Origin of the sequence: Arthrobacter sp. U41, from assembly GCF_001750145.1 — a bacterium.
Taxonomy (GTDB): Bacteria; Actinomycetota; Actinomycetes; order Actinomycetales; family Micrococcaceae; genus Arthrobacter.
Genome location: NZ_CP015732.1, coordinates 853,137 through 874,523, shown reverse-complemented (window position 1 = coordinate 874,523; position 21,387 = coordinate 853,137). Strand labels below are relative to the sequence as shown.

General features: G+C 68.1%; 16 protein-coding genes. 8 read left to right on the top strand and 8 right to left on the bottom strand.

What is annotated here, in order from left to right; all coding sequences use genetic code 11:
* Nucleotides 1-282: 282 nt before the first annotated feature.
* Nucleotides 283-3,807 (bottom strand): DEAD/DEAH box helicase, encoded by a 3,525-nt coding sequence (locus ASPU41_RS04150; protein ID WP_069949854.1) that lies wholly within the window; start codon nt 3,805-3,807, stop codon nt 283-285.
* 226 nt (nt 3,808-4,033) lie between these two features.
* On the opposite strand from ASPU41_RS04150, the gene ASPU41_RS04145 reads away from it, so the two are divergent.
* Nucleotides 4,034-4,909 (top strand): DMP19 family protein, encoded by an 876-nt coding sequence (locus ASPU41_RS04145; protein ID WP_231941168.1) that lies wholly within the window; start codon nt 4,034-4,036, stop codon nt 4,907-4,909.
* Between the two features lie 25 nt (nt 4,910-4,934).
* On the opposite strand, the gene ASPU41_RS04140 is transcribed toward ASPU41_RS04145, so the two are convergent.
* Nucleotides 4,935-5,474, bottom strand: a complete 540-nt coding sequence (locus ASPU41_RS04140) for a COG4315 family predicted lipoprotein (RefSeq protein WP_069949853.1) — start codon at nt 5,472-5,474, stop codon at nt 4,935-4,937.
* 191 nt (nt 5,475-5,665) lie between these two features.
* On the opposite strand from ASPU41_RS04140, the gene ASPU41_RS04135 reads away from it, so the two are divergent.
* The 3 genes from ASPU41_RS04135 to ASPU41_RS04125 all read left to right on the top strand — a co-directional run bounded on the left by ASPU41_RS04135 (nt 5,666) and on the right by ASPU41_RS04125 (nt 8,780).
* Entirely contained in the window at nt 5,666-6,166 is a 501-nt protein-coding gene (locus ASPU41_RS04135) for a sigma-70 family RNA polymerase sigma factor (protein ID WP_069949852.1), read from the top strand.
* Complete coding sequence (locus ASPU41_RS04130; protein WP_069949851.1) at nt 6,163-6,852, top strand: anti-sigma factor family protein; 690 nt, start codon at nt 6,163-6,165, stop codon at nt 6,850-6,852. Before ASPU41_RS04135 ends, ASPU41_RS04130 begins: the two co-directional genes overlap by 4 nt.
* A gap of 158 nt (nt 6,853-7,010) precedes the next feature.
* Nucleotides 7,011-8,780, top strand: a complete 1,770-nt coding sequence (locus ASPU41_RS04125) for a hypothetical protein (RefSeq protein ID WP_069949850.1) — start codon at nt 7,011-7,013, stop codon at nt 8,778-8,780.
* Here ASPU41_RS04125 and nagA read toward each other — a convergent pair.
* The 3 genes from nagA to trmB form a co-directional block, all read right to left on the bottom strand.
* Nucleotides 8,770-10,023, bottom strand: coding sequence for an N-acetylglucosamine-6-phosphate deacetylase (gene nagA, locus ASPU41_RS04120; RefSeq protein ID WP_069949849.1), 1,254 nt, complete (start codon nt 10,021-10,023; stop codon nt 8,770-8,772). The genes ASPU41_RS04125 and nagA overlap by 11 nt on opposite strands.
* Complete coding sequence (locus ASPU41_RS04115) at nt 10,023-10,898, bottom strand: DUF1206 domain-containing protein (RefSeq protein ID WP_069949848.1); 876 nt, start codon at nt 10,896-10,898, stop codon at nt 10,023-10,025. The genes nagA and ASPU41_RS04115 overlap by 1 nt, the downstream gene beginning before the upstream one ends.
* Before the next feature lie 92 nt (nt 10,899-10,990).
* Complete coding sequence (gene trmB / locus ASPU41_RS04110) at nt 10,991-11,914, bottom strand: tRNA (guanosine(46)-N7)-methyltransferase TrmB (protein ID WP_069949847.1); 924 nt, start codon at nt 11,912-11,914, stop codon at nt 10,991-10,993.
* A 184-nt stretch (nt 11,915-12,098) separates the two neighbouring features.
* On the opposite strand from trmB, the gene ASPU41_RS04105 reads away from it, so the two are divergent.
* Nucleotides 12,099-13,331, top strand: coding sequence for an MFS transporter (locus tag ASPU41_RS04105; protein ID WP_231941480.1), 1,233 nt, complete (start codon nt 12,099-12,101; stop codon nt 13,329-13,331).
* A gap of 2 nt (nt 13,332-13,333) precedes the next feature.
* On the opposite strand, the gene ASPU41_RS04100 is transcribed toward ASPU41_RS04105, so the two are convergent.
* Both ASPU41_RS04100 and ASPU41_RS04095 read right to left on the bottom strand, forming a co-directional pair.
* On the bottom strand, nt 13,334-14,737 hold the full coding sequence (locus ASPU41_RS04100; RefSeq protein ID WP_157356933.1) for a hypothetical protein: 1,404 nt from the start codon (nt 14,735-14,737) through the stop codon (nt 13,334-13,336).
* Nucleotides 14,734-15,960: a hypothetical protein gene (locus tag ASPU41_RS04095; RefSeq protein WP_231941167.1), complete on the bottom strand. Its 1,227-nt coding sequence runs from the start codon at nt 15,958-15,960 to the stop codon at nt 14,734-14,736. Before ASPU41_RS04095 ends, ASPU41_RS04100 begins: the two co-directional genes overlap by 4 nt.
* A 537-nt stretch (nt 15,961-16,497) precedes the next feature.
* On the opposite strand from ASPU41_RS04095, the gene ASPU41_RS04090 reads away from it, so the two are divergent.
* Both ASPU41_RS04090 and ASPU41_RS04080 read left to right on the top strand, forming a co-directional pair.
* On the top strand, nt 16,498-17,937 hold the full coding sequence (locus ASPU41_RS04090; protein ID WP_069949844.1) for an MFS transporter: 1,440 nt from the start codon (nt 16,498-16,500) through the stop codon (nt 17,935-17,937).
* Between the two features lie 1,032 nt (nt 17,938-18,969).
* Entirely contained in the window at nt 18,970-19,557 is a 588-nt protein-coding gene (locus tag ASPU41_RS04080; protein WP_157356932.1) for a hypothetical protein, read from the top strand.
* Between the two features lie 514 nt (nt 19,558-20,071).
* On the opposite strand, the gene ASPU41_RS04075 is transcribed toward ASPU41_RS04080, so the two are convergent.
* A complete protein-coding gene (locus ASPU41_RS04075) occupies nt 20,072-20,731 on the bottom strand; it encodes an SAM-dependent methyltransferase (protein ID WP_069949841.1) in 660 nt (219 codons plus the stop codon).
* Nucleotides 20,732-20,948: 217 nt separating this feature from the next.
* Between ASPU41_RS04075 and ASPU41_RS23255 the strand changes: the two genes are divergently transcribed.
* Complete coding sequence (locus ASPU41_RS23255; RefSeq protein ID WP_231941166.1) at nt 20,949-21,335, top strand: hypothetical protein; 387 nt, start codon at nt 20,949-20,951, stop codon at nt 21,333-21,335.
* The last annotated feature ends 52 nt before the right edge of the window (nt 21,336-21,387 follow it).

The window sequence follows — 21,387 nt, the reverse complement described above, 5'->3', positions numbered from 1 at the left end:
CCGGATGCCCCTAAGCAGGTGAAGGAGCATCACCATTCCCTATTCTCTTAGGTTCTGCAATCGGATATTAACTTCCACTGGACGTGGTGTCCATAACGGTAGTCGGCTAGCAGATGTTAGATGCTCACGTCTCCGAGGTCGGCTCGGAGTCCGTGGCGGCCGAGTTGCGGGAACTTCGGCCATGTGCAGTAAGCCGGTGAGTCAGACGCCGAGATGGAGACGACGACTTTTCTGGCCCGGCTCCGTGGGGCAGACCGGCGGCTGCCCCACGGCCGAAACCCGTCAGTCTGTGAACAGCCCGGCCAGGTCCTCCGCCGTGAGCGCCCCGCCGGAGAGGGCGTCGCCTTCCATGACGTCGGCGAACAGCTGGGACTTCCTGGCCTTGAGCGCCATGACCTTTTCCTCGATGGTGTCCTTGGCGACGAGCCGGTAGACCATGACGTTGCGGGCCTGCCCGATCCGGTGCGTGCGGTCCACGGCCTGCGCCTCCGAAGCCGGGTTCCACCACGGGTCCAGCAGGAAAACGTAGTCCGCCTCGGTCAGGTTCAGGCCGAAGCCGCCGGCCTTGAGGCTGATCAGGAACACCGGGGCGGCGCCGTTCTTGAACTCATTGACGACGTCGGTGCGGTTGCGGGTGCTGCCGTCGAGGTAGCAGAACTCGATCTTCTCCTCGACGAGCCGCTCGCGGACCTTGCCCAGGAAGCCGGTGAACTGGCTGAAAATGAGGGCCCGGTGCCCTTCCGCCACGAGGTCCTCCAGCTGTTCGAAGAGCACATCGAGCTTGCTGGACCGCACCCCGGAAAGCGATGGATCGATCAGCGAGGGGTCCAGGCTGAGCTGCCGCAGCAGCGTGAGGGACTGGAAGATGGTGAAGCGGTTCTTATTGACATCATCGATCAGGCCCAGGATCTTCTGCCGTTCCCGCTGCAGGTGGGTCTGGTAGACCTTCTGGTGCCGCGGGTTCAGCACGACCTCGAGGATCTGCTCCTGCTTGGGCGGCAGGTCGTGGATGACCTGCTCCTTGGTGCGCCGCATCATCAGCGGACGGACCCGACGCCGGAGCTTGTCCAGCTGCGCCTTGTCGCCGTTCTTTTCGACCGGCTTCTGGTAGTACTCGGCGAACCGCTTCGGGCTGGAAAAGAGCCCCGGCGCGACGATCGAGGTGAGCGCCCAGAACTCCATCAGGTTGTTCTCCAGCGGGGTGCCGGTGATGGCCAGTTTGAACACCGCCGGAAGTTTCCGGGCGCACTGGTATGCCTTGGACTGGTGGTTCTTGACGAACTGCGCCTCGTCCAGCACCAGGCCGGCCCATTCCTTGGAGGCGTAGGCCTCGTAGTCGATCCGGAACAGGGCGTAGGAGGTGATGACGATGTCCGCCCCCGCCATGGCCGAAACCGGGTCCGAGCCGCTCTTGGCGAAGGTTTCGCTGATGGCGCGCACCGTGAGGCCGGGCGCGAACCGTGCCGTCTCGGCCTCCCAGTTGCCCACGACACTTGTGGGGGCCACCACGAGGAAGGGCGCAGCGCCGGGCACGGCACCAGCAGGATCCGCAGGAGCAGCAGTTCCGGCGGCAGCGGCGCCCGCCGCGGCAGCGCCGCCGTCGGAGGCTACACCGGGAACGCCTGCCGCGACCTTGGCGGCGCAGATCAGCGCCAGCGCCTGCACGGTCTTGCCCAGGCCCATGTCATCGGCCAGCACCCCGCCGAGTCCGTGGCGGTAGAGGAAGCTGAGCCAGTTGAACCCCTCCAGCTGGTACGGGCGCAGCTCGGCGTTCAGCGTTGCCGGCAGCGGCAGGCCCTTCACGCCGCCTTCCAGCAGCCCGCCCACCGCCTCGCGCCAGGCCGATGCCTGCTCGTCCACGATGCCGAGCTGGGCCAGCTCGTCCCAGAGCCCGGCCTGGAAGCGGCTGATCTGCAGCGGCGCATCCTTGTTGCCCTGGTTGTCCTGCAGCGAGCGGGCTTCGTCAATCAGCGCCCGGAGCTGGTGCAGCTCGGGGAGGTCAAGCGAGAAGTAGGCGCCGCTGGGCAGCAGCATCCGGGTCTGCCCCGCGGCGAGGGCGGAGAACAGCGCCGCGAAGGAGACCGGCTGGCCCTCCAGGGTGATCACAATGCCAAGATCGAACCAGTCCCGGCTGTCGGTGGCCTTGGTCGAGATCGCCACGACCGGCGCCTCTTCGGCCTCCCGGTAGTCGGCGATTTCGCCGGAGGTATCCACTGCGACGCCGGGGACCTCACGGAGCGCAGGGAGCAGCTCCTCGGTGAAGGCCAGGGTGTCCAGGCCGCTGAGTTCAGCCGAAGCTGCCAGCCGCGGTGTACCCCAGCCGCCCGTGGCGGACTCGCCCAGAGCCGGCACCACGTCCCAGGGCTGCCCCACGGCTTCGAGGATCCGGGCCTCGGCAGCATCGTCCCGATAGCCGTGATCGCCGGGGTGGCGCCACAACGGCTGGGCCGTGACGAGTTTGCCGGACTTGTAATGCCATTCCCAGTGCAGCCGGACCCGGTGGTCGGCGCCATAGTTCGCCAGCAGCGACAGGGTGGGAACCGCGAGCTGGGGCAGTTCCACGGACTCATCGGAGGCCGTCACCCGGGCGCTCTGCTTGAGCTTGGGATAGAAACCGGTCAGGAAGCGGCTCTCATCGCGGGCCGGAATGTGCAGCGTGGTTCCGGCCGTGACGAAGGTCAGGAGCTCCTCGCTGAGCCCGCTTTCCAGCGGGGCGAGCGTGATGACGGAATCCGCCGGTGCGACTCCCGGCAGGGCGTCCGCCCCGGATGTCAGGAAGATCCCGTGGGCCGGGCGCCCGATGGTCCCGACGGAAGCCGGATCGACCTCGCGGTCCTCAACCGTGATGGTCGGTGCGAGGGACAGTCCGCCCTCGTCCCCGCCGGCAGCCGGCGCAACGTCGTCCGCGTCGGCCCCCTCGGTGCGGACCGGCGCGGCGCCGAACCGGGTCAGGTTGAGCCCGACGGCGGCCGGCTGCTCAACGAGCCGTACGGGCTCCGGACCCCGGCTGTGGACCAGCGCGACGCCGATTTTCCCGGCCTGGGCCAGCAGGCTCCACAGGTTCTTGCCGGCGTAGGTGTTCAGGCCCAGCCACAGCCCGGTCCCGGCGTGCTGGCGGTTGGCCTGGGCCGTGTGCGAGGCGAGGAACTCCTGCATCCACTCGACGTGGGCCTCATTGCATTCGCGCCGGTAGCTCAGGTAGCTCAGGGTGTTCCAGGAGACATCGCCGCGGATCCATTTGCCCTTGGCTCCCATGATGACCGGACGCGCCTTCAGCTGGCGCACGCTGCGCAGCGGATCCCGCCGGCCGGTGTAGGAGAAATGCGGGGCGGGTTCTTCGATCTCAAACTGGAGCGCCAGCGGGATGCCGTTGGTGGACTGCGTGATTCCCGGCCGGGCGATCAGCGGGCTGAGCGCCTGTTCCCAGTCCGCAACTTCAAGGACGGGAGCCTGCCGGGACAGCCGGCTGGAATCGGCGGGAGCGAGCAGCTGGACCCGGATCGCGGGGTTGTCTTCGGCCGAGAACAAGAGCGCGGCCACATGTTTGCAGTCCTTCCGGACCGGGCAGCTGCAGACGCCCACGGTGCAGCTCCAGCCGCCCGCCTTGCGGACCAGCTTCGCCGTCGTCGAATACGGCACGTCGGAGCCGCCCCGCACCTTGCCGAGCATGAGCCCGGTGGCGGGATCGAAGGAAATCCCGGAAACACGGCTCCCCATGGCGTAGGCAAGTCCGGCCGCTAGGGAACGGTCGTTGATCGCGGGAGTCTGTATTGCCAGTGCCGCACTCTCGTCCGGATGGGATGGCATGTGCGCACTACTTTCAGCAGTTGGTCATCTGATCCATCTTAGCGAGCCTGGCCGGACTCCCCGTACGTCGCTCCCCGTCCATGTGGATATCCAGGGCAGGGGAGGCGCCGACCGGGACACCCAAACTTCGCCGGACGTTCAGCTCAGGCTCAACCGCTGTGCCGGCGGTGCCACGTACCGTAAAAGGGTTCGGAGCGGCACCCGCCTTCAGCAGTGAGGATTTTCCATGAGCAACGGCCTTTCCACCACCCTTCCCGCCACAAATTACGCCGCCGTCCTGCCGCGGGAGAGCATCAACGGCAGCGACGCCGACGTCGTTGACGCGAACGTGGACGTCGTCAACGCCATGTACGCGGAGTTGCTCGACCTCGGGGAAATCGCACCGAACGCCCTGCGCAGCTACTACGTCGACTTCTACCTGACGCAGTCACTCGGCGGCGGGTTCGCGCAGTACGTGTTCACCGCGCCCGAACGCGAGGACATCGACGCCTACATCCGGGCCGGGCTCGAAGGGATGGGGGCCGCCGCGCACCTGGACCTCTTCAACCGCACCGCCGCCGCCTTCGATTCCCTTTCCGAGGACGAAGCCGACGCGTATCTGGACCGGGACGCGGACCTGGACGACGGCGCGGACGTCATCCCGGACGCTGTCCGGCACCTGGAAGAACTCGACGGCGAGTTCGAAACCCTGCTGGAAACCGAAGATCTCACCGCGCTCAACGCCGCCTGGCTCCGGGACCAGGCGGACCTCCTCATTCTGGACGAGGAGGAACTCGACCGCCACATCGCCGAGCGCGTATCCCGGATCCCAAACCTGGCCGAGCGCCAGGCCGAGGCCGCCGAAGATGAGCTGCTCGACACCCCGGAATTCGAGGTGATCATCCGCGAGCTCTGCGACGTGGCCGGCCACACGCTCCTGAAGATCACGATGGGTGATCCCAACTATGACCACGACGGCCAGACCACCCTGGCGTGGCATTTCACCACGGACCAGGGCGAGTTCCTCATGCTGGACGATGAACAGGAAGCGGTCATGATCCACCCGGACACCAAGGAGATCCTCGCCGCCGTCGAGTTCGAGGTCGAGGTCGAAGACGACTGAGCCTGAAGGCCGCCGGGCCCGGCTGTTAATACCCGGCGGCGGCGGTGATCATGTCACCTGAAGGGGCCACGAGGTACCAGACGCCGCCGACGCCCTGGCCCCGGATGTCCCCGGCGGCCAGATCCTTGGCGTAGTAGTACACGGGCATCCCGTTGATGGTCAGCTGCTTCCTGCCCTCAGGGGTGGCAAGCGTGCCCACGGTGCCGGTGACGCCTTCGGCCGTTGGCGTGTCAGCGGCGGCCAGGACCGGCGGCCAGGCCTCGAGGCAGCCGCCGGTGCAGGTGCTCGTCCCGGAGTCCCTGACGTCCTTGGTGTAGAAGTAGACGCTCATCCCCTTGCCATCGACCACGATCCGGCCGGCGGAAGAGTCCGCGACTTTCAGGTCCGTGGCGGCCGCGGCCGGGGATGAGGTCGACGCCGGGCCCGACGTCGCCGCAACGCTGCCGGGCGCCGTCGTCGCGGCCGCCGGCGGCGTGGAAGTGCTGGTCCCGCCAGTGCCGGCACAGCCGGAGAGCATTGCCGCCAGGGCGAAAGCGGACAGGCCAATGCTGAGGTGCTTTTTCATCTTGCTGCTCCTTGACTCGAACCGGCCAATCTGGCACGGCCGGCGCTAACCGTTACGACGCCCCCGGGGGAAGAATGGTTCACAGCAGGCAGTGGACTGCACCCCGGAAAACGCGCGCCTGAACCGTTCCGGCGGTCCGCACGTCATAAAGGCACAAAGCCCAGAAGCCCACGAGCCAGGGGAGGACGGTCATGTCGCTGGACGAAGACGTGGTGGCGGCGATTTACCGCGACCACGGGCCGGCCCTCAGGAGGTTCGTCCTCAGCGCCTGCCGGGATCCGCAACTGGCGGATGACGTGGTGCAAGAGACCGTCCTGCGGGTCTGGCAGCAGGCGCCCCACATCACCGGAAGCCTGCGCAGCTACCTGTTCCGGACCGCCCGCAACATCATGATCGACAACTACCGCAAGGCCCAGCGCCGGCCCCGCGAAACGGCGGACCGGGACCTGGCCGACCCGGCCGAGGGCGAAGAACGCGTCGACGAACTCCTCAACCGGGTGCTGATGGAAGAGGCGCTGCTGCGGCTCAGCGCGGAGCACCGGGAGGTCATCGTGGCCCTCCATTACCGCCGCTACACCGTCCGGGAGGCCTCGGTCAGTTTGAATATCCCGAGCGGAACAGTGAAGTCCCGAGCGTTCTACGCCGTGCGGGCCCTCCGGACGATCCTTGACGAGATGGGGGTGGAACGGTGAACGCCACGGAACCGCACCGGCCGCTCGGCGCCTACCTGCTGGGCGGTCTGGAGCCTGAGGAGGCCGCCGCCTTTGAGCAGCATCTGGGCAGCTGCGCTGACTGCCGGCAGGAGCTGGACGAACTCGCCAGCCTTCCGGCGCTGCTGGACGCGCTCCCGGTGCCCGACGCCGTCGCGCTCGGCGCCGCCGCTCCTGCCGCTGCCGGGCGGGAACCGTCGACGCCGTATCCCGCGCCGGCCGCCCTGCCGCGGCGCATGCTCGAGGAACTGTCCACGCGCCGCCGGAAGGCACGACGCCGCTGGACCGCGGCGCTCGCTGCGGCGGCCGCGGCGTGCCTCGCGCTCGGGATCCTGGCCGCGCCGCTGGTCAACCCGCCGCCCAGACCGGACGCCAGCTACTCCGTCCAGGCCAGCGACGGACTGCAGCTCACGGTGGGCATGGTGAAGAAGACCTGGGGCACCGAGCTCGCGGTCGACGGCCGGAGCCTGCCGGTGGACGGCACCTTCTCGCTCTGGGTGAAGGACAACGACGGCGTCGAAGACCGCGCCTGCGCGTGGACGGCAACACCCAGTGGCAGGGTCAGGATCACCGGAGCCACGCCCCTGCAGCTCTCCAACATCGCCAGCGTCGAGATGCGCAACGGGCAGCAGCAGACCCTGGCGGTCATCGCCGTGCCGCGGGGGTAACGGCCCCCCGCGAATCCCCACTCAAGGCCGCCGGGCCGCTTAGGTCGTCAGGACCCGCTCAAACTGTCGGCCCCTCCTGCTCTACTCAAGGTGGGGGAGCTGCCGGCTTCCCCACCACCTGCGGCACGCACGTCCGCACCGGCGATTGGGGATTCGTTATGGAACAGGCTTATGCGGTTGTCACCTCGGGGAAAGAACTTGCGTTGCGCCTGACGGCGGCCGGGCGGACCAAACCGGCGGCGGTAATCTCCTGGCACCCGGAGCAGCGGGGCAACCGGATCGACGTGGAACATATCGCCCGGGAAGTCGGGGAGCTGGCCGAGGTCTATTGGCTTGAAAACGGTGCGGAGAGTTATGCCTTCGGCGACAGCCTGCCGGCCGGGGCCCACGTGTTCGGCAATGCGGCACGCGTCTACTCGGAGGATCTTCGCTGGATGACGGACGTGCACCGAAGGCCGCTCCGAATGGCGCGCGACCGCCAGACGGCTGCCCGCGCGGCCGATGACATCATCGAGGACGTGCTGCGCCTGATCACCGTGGTCCCGCCGAAGCCGGCGACAGCCCGCGCCAGGCCCCGGCGCGTCCAGGGCACCGTCAAAGCCTTCGCCAGCGCGGGTTCCCGGGCCCTCATCGAACTGGGCGACGGCAGCTGCTGCACCATCCAGCGCGAGCACGTGGTTCCCCCGGTCCGCCTCGACTGGATGCTGGACCTCGGCCAGTCCGTCGAGGGCGATCTCAACGACGAGGACAGGACGCTCGACATCAACGGCCTGAAGACCGCACCCCGGCTCGCGGAGCTTTACCGCCCCGGAGACCTCGTCCTCGCCCTGGCCGAACAGGTCGGCTCCAGGAACACGCGGCTCACCCTCTACCCGGGCTCCAGCTGGACCGTTGAACAGGCCCGGGTCTCCTCCAACCCCCTCGACACCGTGGACAGCCTGGTGACGGAGGGCGAAGTGGTGGTGGCGCGGTTCCTGCGGGAACACGGCGCCGTGGCGTTGTCGCTGCTCGACGTCGATGATGACGCCGACGTCGTCGAGGCGCCCGCGCTCCTGGCGGGCGGTACCCCCTGGCTGCGGTCCGGACGGAACCTCGCCGAGCAGTCCACCTCGGGCCGGACGTTCCCGGCCGGGTCCGCAAACGTCACCGGGGCGCCCGGAGCCGCGGACCTGGAAAGTTCCGCGGTGGCGGCGGGCCCGGCCCCAAAGCCGTCGGCGGCCCTGATGAGCACCCAGCTCCAGCTGGAAGTTGAACGGGGGAAGGTCGCCGCTTTGCAGGAACTGGTCGCAGCCGCCAGCCGGGCCGGGGCGGGGATCGTCAGCCTCCAGCGGCAGCAGGACGCCCTTCGGCTGGAACTGGCGGCGGAACAGCTGATCGCGGAGTCGGCCCGTGCGGCGCTGGCGGATGCGGAGGTCCGGCTCTCCCGGCGGCAGGAGGAACTCCTGGGCCTCAAGGCCTACAAGCGCCGCACACAGGCCTCGCTCAAACGTGCGCTGGCTGCGGATTCGGACGGGCTGTTCGCGAGCTCCGGAGAGCGCCTGCGGCACGATGTGTACCTCGCCTGGGCCAAAAACGTTCCGGCGTCCGAGAAGGCACGGCAGGCGCTGCCCCCGGGCTGGACGGCGGGCCCGGAGTTCGCGGCGTCCCTCTACAGCTTCACCGAGCCGGGCGTGGTGGCGAAGGCACTGAAGGCCGCGGTGGAGGTCCTGACGGGGGCGGCGGAACGGAACGCGGCGCGGGAGGTCCACCCGCTGCGGGCGAACCCGGGCGGAGACACCGCCCAGGTGGTGCGCGGGGACGGGGCAAAGTGCTTCCGCGCGGCAATCGAGCAGAACGTGGCATCGGCCCGGCGGCTGCACTTCTGGCGTCTGCCGGACGGAACGATGGAGCTGTCCCGGGTTGTGGTCCACGACGACTTCAAGCCCTGATTCGGGCGGCGGGGCGGACCAGGGGCTGCCCGCCGCGCAGGACCTCGACCAGCCCGAAGTCTCGGTCCACCGCCACGATGTCGGCGCGCATTCCTGCCCTCAGGCTCCCGATTTCGGTCTCCAGGCCCAGGATTCTGGCCGGAACCAGGGTCGCAGCCTTCACGGCGTCTGCGGGCGCCACTCCGGCCTCGATGGTCCGGCGGACCACCTCCAGCAGCGTGGCCGTGCCGCCGGCGAGGGCCCCGTTGCTCTTCAGCGACGCCACGCCGTCGCGCACCACCACGGCGGAGGGGCCGAGCTCGTAGTCGCCGTCGGGCAGGCCGGTGGCCGCCATGGAATCGGTGACCAGGGCGATGTTGTCGGCGCCGACGAGCCCGAACACCATCCGGACCGTCCCGGGATCCAGATGGACGCCGTCGCCGATGAGCTCCACGGCAACGGTGCCTGCGGCCGCCAGACGCAGGCACGCCGCCACCGGCCCGGGGCTCCGGTGGTGGAGCGGCGGCATCCCGTTGAACAGGTGCGTCACTGTCGGCCGCGGGCCCGTTCCGGCGCCCGCGGCCCCGGAGGCCCGGGCAGCCCCGCCAGCCCTGAGGGACTGGGCCGCGCCGGTCAGGGAGTCTGCGGTGGTGCGGTCGCCGGCGTCGGTGTGCCCCAGCGAGGGCGTGACGCCGTTCCCGGTGAGCATGCTGACCAGCTCGGCGGCGCCGGGCAGTTCTGGGGCATAGGTCATGGTCTTGAGGGTGCCGCCGGCCGCGTCCAGCAGCCGGCGGAGCAGTGCCGGGTCAGGGTTCCGGAGCCACTCCGGGTTCTGCGCGCCGCAGCGTGCCCGGGAGAGGAACGGGCCCTCGGCGTGGATGCCCGCGATGAGGCCTTCGTCCGCGAGCGGCCTCAGCACGCCGATTCCCCGGACGAGCTCCTCCGCAGGCGCCGAGACGAGGCTGGCCAGCAGCGTCGTAGTTCCGCTGCGGTGCAGGAATCCGACGGCGGCGCGGCACGCCCGGCTGTCGCCGGTGGGGAATCCGCCGCCCGCCGCGCCGTGGCAGTGGAGGTCAACGAGCCCGGGAAGGATCGAGCCGCCCGGCGGAAGCCTCAGCTCCCGCGCGCCCCGGAAGCCCGCGGCGCTGAAACCGCTCCGGGGCCCGGCGTAAGCGATCCGACCGCCAGCCACCGCGACAACGGAATCTGCGAAGGTGTGCCCGTCCGAGATCAGTGTCCCGGACAGGACATAGGCATCGGGCATTACATCTTGGCGAGTTTGGCCCGCACCATCATGAAGATGCCGTAGCAGATCAGGCCAATGCCGATCGCCGCAAGGATGTACAGGCCGAAAGGCTGGTCGCGGAGGGCCTTCAGGCCGCCGTCGAGCCCGGTGGATTCCTCGGGGTGGACTTTGATCGTGGCGATGATGACCAGCAGCCCCACCAGCAACAGGGCGATGCCTTTGGCGGCGTAGCCAACGACGCCGAGGATGATTACCGCGGAGCGTGCCTTCTGCCCGGCGGGGAGGCGGAGGTGTTTGGCGAAGGACTGCCGGAAGCCCCGGATGGCGTAGACGATTCCGGCGATGGCCACGCCCGCGCCGACGGCGAGCAGCAGCGCGTAACCGCCGGGGGCTGTCATCACGGACGCCGTGAGGTCGCTCGTGGAGCTGCTGTGATCCTTGCCGGCGCCGCTGGCGAAGGAGAACAGGGTGACGGCGAGTCCGGCGTAGACCACGGCCTGGAGACCGGCCTTGGCCTTTTTGGCAGCCTTTTTCTTGGCCGGCAGGTGTTCAAAATCGAAAATGGCGTCGCTCGCCTGCCACACGGCGAGGGCCACACACGCCGCGAAGGAACTCCAGAGCAGCACGGGCCCGGCCGGCTGGCTGGCGAGTTGCGCCACTGCCCCGCTGACGTCAGCCTCGCCTTCGCCGCCCATGGCGAGCCGGATCGCGACCAGTCCGATCAGCAAATGCAGGATGCCGCTCACGGCAAAACCGGCCCGGGCGACTAGCTCAAGGGTCCGCGAGTTGGTGATGTCCTCGGCCGCGTCCGCGACGCCCTTCAGTTCTCTTTTGATGGTCGATCCTTCAACTGGCTCGGTGGTTCTGCCGGACTTCAGTTCGGCCCGGTTCATGCCTCTTCGGTAATCGTGCCACGCGAAGCCCGCCGGGAACAGCACAGCCGCCCATCAGGATCCTGCGACGGCACCCCACACCAGTTGCGGACCTAGAGTCTGCGGTAGCTGAGGTCGAAAACAAGCCGCCCGGCGTCGTGCGCCTTGTTTTCAAAGCTGGTCAGGATCCGGCCGTCGAACCGCGGGGCCCAGCCGCCGGTCTCATCGGTTCCCTCGTTGGGGCCGGTGTGTTCGGTGCTCACGGGTGCGCGGCCCTCCTTGACGGGGGCCCCGCCCACGAGGGACTCGACGCCGGATTCCCAGACCTGGGTGAGCGGGCTCTCCGTGCCGCTGCGCTCGCCGTCGTGCAGGTTCTCGAAGTCGGGGGAGCCGGCCAGGACCTCGCGGACGTGGACGGCGTAGTTGGACCAGTCCGTCGCGATCCGCCAGAGGCCGCCCGGCCTGAGCGCCCGGGCGGCGAGTTCGGCGAAGGCCGGCTGGATGAGGCGGCGCTTGTGGTGCCGGGACTTGTGCCACGGGTCGGGGAAGAAAACCCAGAGTTCCGTGACGGATCCGGCCGGCAGCATGGTGGCCAGCACCTCGGGGGCGTTCGCCTCCACGACCCGGACGTTGCTCAGGCCGCGGCTGTTGATCTTGATGAGCGTGTTGGCCAGCCCCGGGGTGTAGACCTCAACGGCAAGGAAGTCCTTGTCCGGGTTCTCCTCGGCGGCGTGGCACACGGCGTCGCCGAGCCCGGAACCGATCTCCACGATCAGCGGGGCCGTGCGGCCGAATTCGGCTTCGGCATCGAAGACGTAGTCCGGGTGCACGGAGGTGTTGGCGATGTGCCGGGGGACGTCGACGGCCCACCGGTCTGAATGTTCCTCCCAGGCGACCTGCCGGCGGCCCTGCAGGCGGGTGCCGCGGCGCACAAAGCTGACCGGGCGGCCTCCGTACGTGCCGAAGGAGGCCTGGCTGCCGGGGGTCACCGGGCGCGGCGGCTGAGGTGTTTCGGGGGATTCTGGGGATTCACTCATCCCCTCCAGAATAGTGGAGTCCGGCGCCCGCCCGGCTGGGCAGGGTTGCCGGGCCGGATTGCCCGGCCGGGTGCCGGTGGCACGGCAGACGGCCGGGCAGCCTGCCAGAATGGGATCCGTGACTGCACCGAAAAGTTCCCGGGACTCCACCGCCAGCAACCTTGGGATCGACGACCTCCCCGGCATGCTGGTGGACGCCGAGATCGATGACGTCCCCGCGGCGGAGCCCACCCGGGTCGGGGGCCGCCGCAGCCTGGCCTACCTGGGCGTGTGCCTCGTCCTGATCGGACTGAATCTCCGCACTGTCTTCTCCAGTTTCTCCGCGGTTCTTCCCGAGGTGACGGCCGACGCCGGGCTGCCGGGCTGGGCGGTTGTGGTCCTCACCACGGTCCCGGTGACGCTGCTCGGGGTCTTCGCCCCGCTCGCGCCCGGCCTGGCCCGCCGCTTCGGTGCCGAGCGCGTGCTGCTGGGTGCCATGGCAGTGCTCACGGCCGGACTGCTGCTGCGGCCCCTGGAAGCCGGGGGTGCCGGGCACCTCCCGGCCCTGCTGGCCGGGACGGCGGCCTGCGGTGCCGCGATCTCGGTCTGCAACGTGCTGCTGCCGGGCCTGGTTAAGCGTGACTTCCCGCACCGGCTCGGCCTGATGGGCGGCCTCTACACCACGGCGATCTGCGCCTCCGCGGCCCTGGGCGCAGGCTTCACCTACCCGGTCTTCAGCGCGACGGGGGAGTGGACCGCGGCGCTGCAGTTCTGGGCGCTGCCCGCCGGCGTCGTTCTTCTGCTGTTCCTGCCGGTGGCCATCCGGCAGCGCCACGGCCGGCACCAGGTGTTGCACGGGGGCGTGAACGTGTGGCGCTCGGCGGTCGCCTGGCAGGTGACCATCTTTATGGTGCTGCAGTCGATGATGTCCTTCAGCGTCTTCGCCTGGCTGGCCCCGATCCTGCGTGAACGCGGCGTGGACGGCGGCACGGCCGGGGTGATCGTCTCCGTCTCGATCGTGCTGCAGATGCTGGGGTCCCTGTTCGCCCCGGCGCTCGCCGCCAGGCTCCGGGACCAGCGCGCCATCAACACCTTGGTGGCGCTCATGACCGGCTTCGGCTTCGCGCTGAGTATTTCCGGCCCGCTGGAGCTGATCTGGCTGTGGACCGGGCTGCTCGGCCTGGGCCAGGGTGCCCTGACCGCCGTCGCCCTGACCATGATCATGGTCCGCACCCGGGACGGCCGCACCGCCGCGCACCTGTCCGGGATGATGCAGGGCGTGGGCTACGGGGTGGGCTCCACCGGCACCCTGCTGGTCGGCCAACTGCACCAGGCCACGGGGTCCTTCGCCGCGGCGGGTGCCCTCTTCCTCGCCGTCGGATCGCTGGCCGCGGTGTTCGGCTACCGTGCCGGACGGAACCGCTTCATCGGCGGCTGACCCTACACGCCCGCCTTCGCGAACACCTGCTCGATGACGGTGGTTGCCGCGTCGACTGCGGCCTGCACCTCGCCCTCCGCAAGCGGCCGGTACGTCATCGTGCTGGCCTCCACCGACAGCGTCCCCTTCCGGGCACCGAGACGGACGTAGGAACGGCCGGATCCGTCCGGGGCCTGGTACCGGAAGGCATGGCTGGAATCGGCGTCGAGCTGCACGGCCAGGGGCTGCACCGCTGACCAGGAAAGTTGGCCCTGGCCCAGGACGTTCGCCTGGATGGACGTGCAGCCGCTGATTGCCGACGTCCGGGTGTCGAAGGGGTAGGGCTGCGTGACCGCTGAACCCATGCTGATGATGCTCGCATCGAGCGAGAGCAACTTGTCGCCGGTGGAGACGATGGCCTGGGCCATGGTCGCTCCGGCGGCGAGTGCCCCGTAGTAGGCGGCGTCATCGTAGGCGCAGCTGGCCCGTGACGGAAGCGGGGAGGCCCCCGAGGCTCGTGTGACCGCGCGGGCCTCGGTCGGCGTCACGTAGAGCTCCCGGCCGGCCCCTCCCTTCACCCCCTTGAGCAGCTGGGTCAGCTCCTCCGGGCTGCGGGCGCCCGCCGGATTCGGCTGCGGAGCGCCAGGCGGGTTCTTCACTGCCTCGTCGATGAGGTCCCGGGCGAAGCCCGCCATGGAGTCCACTGCCCGTGCCGTCGTCTCTGAATTTACCGGCCAGACCGTCAGCGCCATGTCGATGGAGACCGTCCCGGCCAGCACCTGCAGCCCGGCGGTTCCGATGTCCTTGGGTCCCAGTCCCTTCGCCTTCTGCGTGGTCGCGTAGGCCTGCTGCCCGACGGGCGGCGCCGTCAGGAGTTGGGCCTCGTACGTTGCCGACATGGTTCCGCCGGCCATGGAGTAGGTGTAGCTCCGCTCGAAGTGGGCGCACTCTGCGGCCAGGGCATCCGTCTTGTTGAAGTCCGCGGCGGCGAGTTTGTCGTGCGGGGCGCTCCTGATCACGAAAAGGATGGTTGTCGTTTGCGAAGACTGCCCGGTGAGGGGCATGCGGCCCTCCGCGAAGCTCACGTCCGGAGCGGTACGCCGTATCGCGGTCTCCGTCTCCTCGTGCAGCCGGAAGGCGGCGCACTGCTCCGGCCTCGTGACGCCGGTGCTGGCGGACGGAGTGGCGACTTTGGCCGTCTCGCGGAGGTTCCGGGTGTCATCCACGAGGCCCCGAAGGTTACGCGAGCGCACCACCGTCGTGGCCAGCTCAACGAGCTGCTGGTCGCCATAGACCTCGCCCGGCGCCGCAGCGCCGGGTGGCGCGCTCGAGGACGACGGGGATGTGCCGCCGGGTGCCGGGGAGCAGGCGGCGAGGGCCATTAGGGCCGCGACGGCGCCGGCCGTCCAGCCGGGACGTGGCATCACAGGCCCGCTTTGGCGAAGACCTGGCCGATGACGCCGCCAAGCACGTCCGCGGCCGGCTGCGCGTCGGCCTCCGAGGACCTGATGGTGCTCGCCTCCACCGCCAGCGTCCCCTTTCGTGCGCCGAGGAGGACGTGCCATTGACCGGTCCCGTCAGCCAGCTGGTAAGCGACGGCGTAGCTTGAGTCGCCGGTAACGGCCATGGTCAGGTGTTTGATGGCCGACCACTGGCGCGTGCCTTCGCCCAGGTCCTCCTGCATCATCGGGCAGTCCCGGAGCGCTGCGGCCTGGGTGTCGAACGGGTGGGGCGGCGTCGCGGTCGTGGGCATGCTGATCACTGCGAGCTCGATGAAATCCATCTTGCTGGCACCCTGGATCTGCCCCTGGCCGACCACTGAGCCGATCGGTGACTGGTAGGCGGCGCCGCTGAAGCTGCATGGCGGCCGCGGCCCCTGGGACGGCTGGCCAAGATCAATGCCGGGACGCTCCGAACCGATGACTGAAGCCGCCGGCATGTCCACTGTTTTCCCGGTTGGCCCCGCGACGCCCTTAAGCAGTGCGACGACATCATCCGGGGTGCGGGAGTTCGGCGGAGCCGCAGCCACCGACGGCGGGTGCTGCGCAGCCTGGTCGATGAGCTCCTGCGCCAGCGCGGCCATCGAATCGAGGGCAGGGCGGACGTCGGCCTCGGAGCCCGCTGCGGCAACGGAGAGACCCAGGTTCACGGACATCGTGCCCGCCAGCACCCGGAGCCCGACCCAGCCAAAATCCCCGGGTCCCTGGGGTTTTGTGGTCTGCAGCCAGGCGAACCTCTTCTCCCCGGCATCCGGGGCGCTGAGGAGCTGGACCGCGTATGTCGAGGTCATGCCGGACTCCGTGGACGCGAGGTCGAACTGGCTGCAGCGGGCAGCCAGTTCGACCGTGTAGTTGAAGTCGGCTTGGGCGATCGCGGGCGCCTCCGCGCTCTGGAGCGTGAGGATGATGGTTGTCGTCGGTCCCGACTCCCGCATTCCGGCGACTGGCATCATACCGTCCGCCATGCTCACGCTCTTGTCCGCCCATTTGGCGAAGGGATTCTGGGACGCGAAGACCGCACAGTCGCCCGGCGTCGTCACGGTTTCAGCGCCGGGAATGGAGCCGCCCGCCGCCACGCTCCGCATCCGCTGGGAGTCCTGGGCCCATCCCTGCGATTGGCGGTTCTGGGCCACGGCATTGATGATCGCCATCAGTTCCTGGTCCGTATAGACCTTGCTGGGCGTGCCTGCCGACGGCGTGCCGGCGGATTGTGTACCCGCCGGGGGCGTGCCGGCGGATGATGGCGACGGAGCCGCCGTCGTCGGCCCGCCGGGCGTCGAAGGCCCGGAGGAACATCCCGCCAGTACCAGCAGGGCAGCGACGACGCAGGCACGCCGCCGCCTGTCCCTCGCCCCCGGCGCCGTCCGGAAAGTTCCAGCTGTCTCAACTGCCCGAGCGGACATCGCAGGCCCCCTTTACTTGTAGGCCACAGGCTACGGTTCAGTTGAGAATCCCAGCCAGAGCACTTGGGCCTCACATGGGACCGGACCGCCCGCCCAAGGATCAGATCCGCCGGCCTGCAGGTACTGGCCGACGGGGAGGATTTTCGCTGAGGGGCGGCGTCACCAGACGGGAATGGTGCGCGCCGCCCGCCGGCTGTGGCATGCTTCCCCTTTAGCCAACATCCCGGCTCCCGGAACCTCCGCCCGGCAGCCAGCCCTGACCTGGACTCGGGTGGGGTTTCGTCCATGACTACCGATCAGGCCACGCCCTTGCCCCGTTCCGTCCCCGCCGCGACGCTGGAATCAGCCGGCATCCTCCACCGCGACTACCGGTGGGTGACGCTGGGCGCCTGTGCCCTCGTGTTCCTGGCCGCCTTCGAATCGCTGGCGGTGACCACGATCATGCCGCTGGTCAGCCGGGAGCTGGACGGGGCCGCCCTGTACGCCCTGGCGTTCGCCGGCCCGCTCGCCACCGGTGTCATCGGGATGGTGGCTGCCGGAAACTGGTCCGACCGGCGCGGCCCGGTGGGACCCCTCTACGCCTCCGTCACCATGTTTGTGCTGGGACTGCTGATCGCAGGAACAGCAGGGAGCATGTCCGCCCTCGTGGCCGGCCGGCTAGTCCAGGGCCTGGGCGGCGGCGCCCTGACGGTGGCGCTGTATGTGGTGATCGCCCGGGTCTATCCGCCCGTTCTGCACCCGAAAATCTTCGCCGCCTTTTCCGCAGCCTGGGTCATTCCCTCGCTGGTGGGTCCCTTCGCTGCCGGCCTCGTGGCGCAGTTGCTCAGCTGGCACTGGGTGTTCCTCGGGGTGGTGGGGCTGGTGGTGCCGGCCCTGCTGATGATTGCGCCGGCCCTTCGCGGGCTGCACGGCACCCCCGAGCGCGGCACCCCGGCCGGCGCCGCACCGGGGGACATGTCCAGTCCTGCGCGCAGGTCCTCGGGCTCCGGCCGGCTGGCCTGGGCCGCGCTCGCGGCGCTCGCCGTCCTCGGCCTGAACCTTTCCGTCAGGCTTCCGGCGGCCGGCGGGGTCGTGGCCGTGGCGGCCGTCGCCGTGGCCCTCCTCGCGGTCCGCCCGCTGGTGCCGCGGGGAACCTTGAGCGCCCGCCGCGGCCTGCCCAGCGTCATCCTCACCCGCGGCCTGGCTTCTGCCGCGTTCTTTGGCGCCGAAGTTTACCTGCCGTACCTGCTGGTGGAGCGCTACGAATTCTCGCCCACCTTCGCCGGCCTGGCGCTCACGGGCGGAGCCGTCTCCTGGGCCGCAGGCTCGGCGGTCCAGGGCCGGCTCGGGGCGCGCCTGGATCACCGCCGCGCGGTCCGGACCGGCGCAGCCCTCGTACTCGGCGGCGTGATATTGGTGCTGGTGACCACGGTCCTCGGCTGGCCGGCCGCCGTCGCGATCATCGCCTGGGTGTTCGCCGGGGGCGGCATGGGGCTGATGTACGCGCGGCTGAGCGTGATGACCCTGGCCCTTTCCAACAAGCAAAACGAGGGCTTCAACAGTCCGGCAATGTCCATTTCCGACTCGCTCGGCGGGGCGCTGTCCCTCGCCACGACGGGTATCATTTTTGCCGCGTTCCCGACGACGGCGGCGTCCTTCGGCGGTGTCTTCGCCCTGACAGTGCTGATCGGGATCGCCGCGGTCGCGGTCGCACCGCGCGTGGCGGCGGCGCGCTCGGACACCTAGTTCCCGCTGGCTCCGCGGTCCTATGTCGCGGACGAAGGGAAGACCTGCAAGCTGATCCGGCATTTCGCCCGCGGTTCGCGGACGCCAAGGTCAAAGCCGGATGCGTACTTCGATCCCAAAGCCGAAGGCATTCTCTCTCGTCCACCCTCACAAGGAAGCTGTGGAATCGTCCACTCCGGCAGACAGCCCCCGCCGCGATGACGACGATGAACTCGTACCGGTCAGCGCAACCGGGGTGGTCAATCCGTGGGTGAGACTTCAGGGCTGGCTGCCGCTTCCCGCTTGGGCAACTGTAAGTCAGATTTGCATGTGCAGTGACAAAGGGACTCCATCGACAGTAAATGTCAAGGACGGAATTTGCTTCGGACCCGATGGCCTCGAAGTTTCAGAGCTAAGATCGTTCGCACCCGCACAGAATCGCATCCATATGGTCCGGGCCCCGGGATCACCGCTCCTGGGGCATTTCCCAAATGAGTCACTCGCCTCAATTCGCGGCACTATGTGTGACTCTCGTCGCGTCATTGACAGTGTTCAGTGGAACTAGGTATTCTCCACAGAGATGCCCATTGTGGGAGCTGAATTAACTGTGTACGGGTATAAGACTCTTTTTACTCCGACGATCGCCCCTAATTTCCTGCGATCCGATTCCCCTATACCGCTTCCGTTGCATCGGAGGTCCTGATGCCACCATCGCACTTACCCTCTGGGGCGACAGCGTGGAATGGTCCCCCTCTGTGCGGCGAGGGTGGTTATATATAGTGGCCTCCTGATGGTGGCCGGCCGCGACGAAAAAAATACTCTGGTTCCTTGGCTACTGCAGTAGCCTGTGGCTGTTCATTCAGGTGCACACTCTTCTGAACTAATCCCCCCATTCCAGGTGCCCGAGAGCGCGGAAATGGGGCTCGTCGTCCTGATCTTCGAGGAGGTGACTACGCCACAGAGCCAACTGGCTCAAATCGGTCCATCCAGGCACGAGCCACGGATGCGACCCATCCAAAAAGAGATCGCAGGAACCGAAAAGGAGATGTCATCGTGGAAGATGATGCTTCAAACAACGTCGTTGCATTTCAAGTGGGAGATTCAAAACCACAGATCATACGTGAACTGTCGGTCAGGGAAAGCCTGGAGGTTGTATCAAAGGCGGATCCAGCTCTGGGAGAACGACTGAAGGCCGCAGAGAAAAGAATCGAGATCGCTAGGGAAGAAGTCATTTCCAATCCGGACATGACAGTGGAATACTTTCTGCTTCAACATTCCCGCAGCAAGACCGACGAACTATTGGGGCTTGATCTCGACGGGCTAGAGGAAAAATCACACCGCAAACGCGTGGACGAGTACCACCGGATTGGGGGTATAGGTTCGGCTCTACTCTACCGAGACTCGAACTTTGGAGGTGGCTCCAAGTTCTTTTCAGTGACGTGGCCCAACTTCAAGTGGTCCCCGTACAGATTCAACGATACTGCTTCCTCCGGCAAAGCCTGGGGGGGAAACATTCTCTTTCAGCACACTTGGTACAGCGGCAGGCGTTTGTATATGGTGGGCCTCCCGTACTTCGAAATCAGGGATTTTCGAGAAGTCGAGTTCACCGACATGGCCAGCTCATTCGTCTCCCTCCCGTAGAGCAAAACCGGACGTCTCGCGGAACAGCGAAGGGCTTCAATATTTTCTCCACCCGTTGACCCTGATCCCCTGGACAACAACACTGTCGATTGCCGAGCCAAATCGGGCTGCAAGATTGAGTCAGGGTTTGTCAGTACTATCAGCGCTGCGGTCGAGGGCCGTTAAGGACTCCGAAGAAAGTCTCTTCTAGCCCGCCAACTTGCTGACCGGCTCGAACGGGGCACCAGTGCATGGACGACTGACCGGTAAAGGGAACGATTCAACTGAATTCGTTGGGTCAGTCCCTACTACCTGGAACTATCGGCAAGGTCCGGTGCCCCGCCTCGGGTCTTCCGAGCCTTGGCTGCCCCTTTGGATTAGGCCTCCGAAAACGCAGCCGAGACCAACAAATTCGGGACCGTCAGATGCCCGGGCGGCAAGAGCAACGAGCGCCGTTTCCTCCTCCGAAGTGGCCCAGTGGCACACAGGTCACGGCGTTCTTGGTCCTGCAGGCTCGTTCTCCCTGCGGCGGGGGTCAGTGGGCGGCGAGCCGGGTGGCGCGCAGCACCGCGTCCGTCAGGGCAGCAGCCTCGCCGTCGGGACCGGTGGCGCTGCGGTGCCGGGTGTCAACGACGTCGAGCCGCCACTCGGGTGCTTCAATCCCCAGCTCGCGGGCCAGCTGCTCGGCCGTGTAGAACTTCTCCGGCTCGTGATGGTGCCCCCACTGCGGCAGCCCGTCGGGGTGGTGGCCCACGATCAGCAGGGTTCCGCCGGTCCGCACCGCTGCGGCGGCCAGCTGCAGGGCCTGCTGCCAGGGCATCACGGTTGAATGCAGGAACTGGGCCGTGACCAGGTCATAGAGCTGCCCGGGGACCCAGGTGGCAAGATCCTGCTGCACCCATTCGATGTTCCCGCCCTGCCCGCGTTCCTGCCCATGCGCCTCGGCCCGTTCCAGCGCGACGGCGGAGACGTCGAGGGCGGTGACTTTCCAGCCGCGGCTGGCCAGCCAGATGGCGTCCGCGCCCTCTCCGCAACCCAGGTCAAGGGCCGTTCCGGGAGGAAGGGGAGCGGCTTCGGCGATCAGTTGCGGATTCGGCTCGCCGCTCCAGATCCTGGCCCGGCTGCGGTACTTCTCATCCCACACCTTGGCCGCACTGACGTTGCTGTTGTCCTCGGGGTGCTCGTGCTCCGTCATCGTTGTCCTTCGGGGTCTCGGGGGTCTTGATGTCGTTCCCACATCATGGCAGGGGAGAGCTCCCGGAGACACCCGGCAATCGCCACATTTGCCACAGCAGAAAATCGACACGTGAAAACCACGGTCCGGAAACGCTCCCGAAACCTCGGTGGTGGAGTCTGGAGCCGGAAAGCGGAATGACGCTGGGGTGAATCCGAATTCGAGGAAGGATCGGGCTATGACTGCAGAAGATGCGCGGCAGGTTAAATCGTGCGGGGAGCTGTCGGTGGGGGACCGGATCGAAGCATGGCATAACGGAAAACTCTTCCATCGGGGCGAGGTGATCCGGACGGTGGCGGCCACGGACCTTTTCTGGATCCTGGATGAGCGGACCGGCACCCGGAGGCTGATTGACGCCGAGGCCCTGGAGGTCCTGCGGGTCCCGGCCCGGACAGCCACGTCCGGTCCGGCAGCCAACTTCGGCCCGGCCTCGTCCGGTCAGGCAGCCAGCTGCGGTCCGGTGGCCGCCGTCGGGGTGTCCGGGAGGCCTGCGGGGGAGGCCCCGGCGGCCAGGGTGCCGGCGTCGCACGTCCCGCTGTTCCAGGCCCCCAGCCTGGTGACTTGAGCGCGAGGGGCTGGTGCCGTGAGCGGGCGAACACTGCACCGGGCCCGCCGGA

What these genes read in the sequence shown, in the direction of transcription:
- nagA (WP_069949849.1), bottom strand. Translation starts at nt 10,023, where the DNA reads ATGCCCGATGCCTATGTCCTGTCCGGGACACTGATCTCGGACGGGCAC.
- ASPU41_RS04105 (WP_231941480.1), top strand. Translation starts at nt 12,099, where the DNA reads ATGCTGGTGGACGCCGAGATCGATGACGTCCCCGCGGCGGAGCCCACC.
- ASPU41_RS04075 (WP_069949841.1), bottom strand. Translation starts at nt 20,731, where the DNA reads ATGACGGAGCACGAGCACCCCGAGGACAACAGCAACGTCAGTGCGGCC.
- ASPU41_RS04115 (WP_069949848.1), bottom strand. Translation starts at nt 10,898, where the DNA reads ATGAACCGGGCCGAACTGAAGTCCGGCAGAACCACCGAGCCAGTTGAA.
- ASPU41_RS04090 (WP_069949844.1), top strand. Translation starts at nt 16,498, where the DNA reads ATGACTACCGATCAGGCCACGCCCTTGCCCCGTTCCGTCCCCGCCGCG.
- ASPU41_RS04125 (WP_069949850.1), top strand. Translation starts at nt 7,011, where the DNA reads ATGGAACAGGCTTATGCGGTTGTCACCTCGGGGAAAGAACTTGCGTTG.
- ASPU41_RS04135 (WP_069949852.1), top strand. Translation starts at nt 5,666, where the DNA reads ATGTCGCTGGACGAAGACGTGGTGGCGGCGATTTACCGCGACCACGGG.
- ASPU41_RS23255 (WP_231941166.1), top strand. Translation starts at nt 20,949, where the DNA reads ATGACTGCAGAAGATGCGCGGCAGGTTAAATCGTGCGGGGAGCTGTCG.
- ASPU41_RS04140 (WP_069949853.1), bottom strand. Translation starts at nt 5,474, where the DNA reads ATGAAAAAGCACCTCAGCATTGGCCTGTCCGCTTTCGCCCTGGCGGCA.
- ASPU41_RS04145 (WP_231941168.1), top strand. Translation starts at nt 4,034, where the DNA reads ATGAGCAACGGCCTTTCCACCACCCTTCCCGCCACAAATTACGCCGCC.
- trmB (WP_069949847.1), bottom strand. Translation starts at nt 11,914, where the DNA reads ATGAGTGAATCCCCAGAATCCCCCGAAACACCTCAGCCGCCGCGCCCG.
- ASPU41_RS04095 (WP_231941167.1), bottom strand. Translation starts at nt 15,960, where the DNA reads ATGGCGATCATCAATGCCGTGGCCCAGAACCGCCAATCGCAGGGATGG.
- ASPU41_RS04150 (WP_069949854.1), bottom strand. Translation starts at nt 3,807, where the DNA reads ATGCCATCCCATCCGGACGAGAGTGCGGCACTGGCAATACAGACTCCC.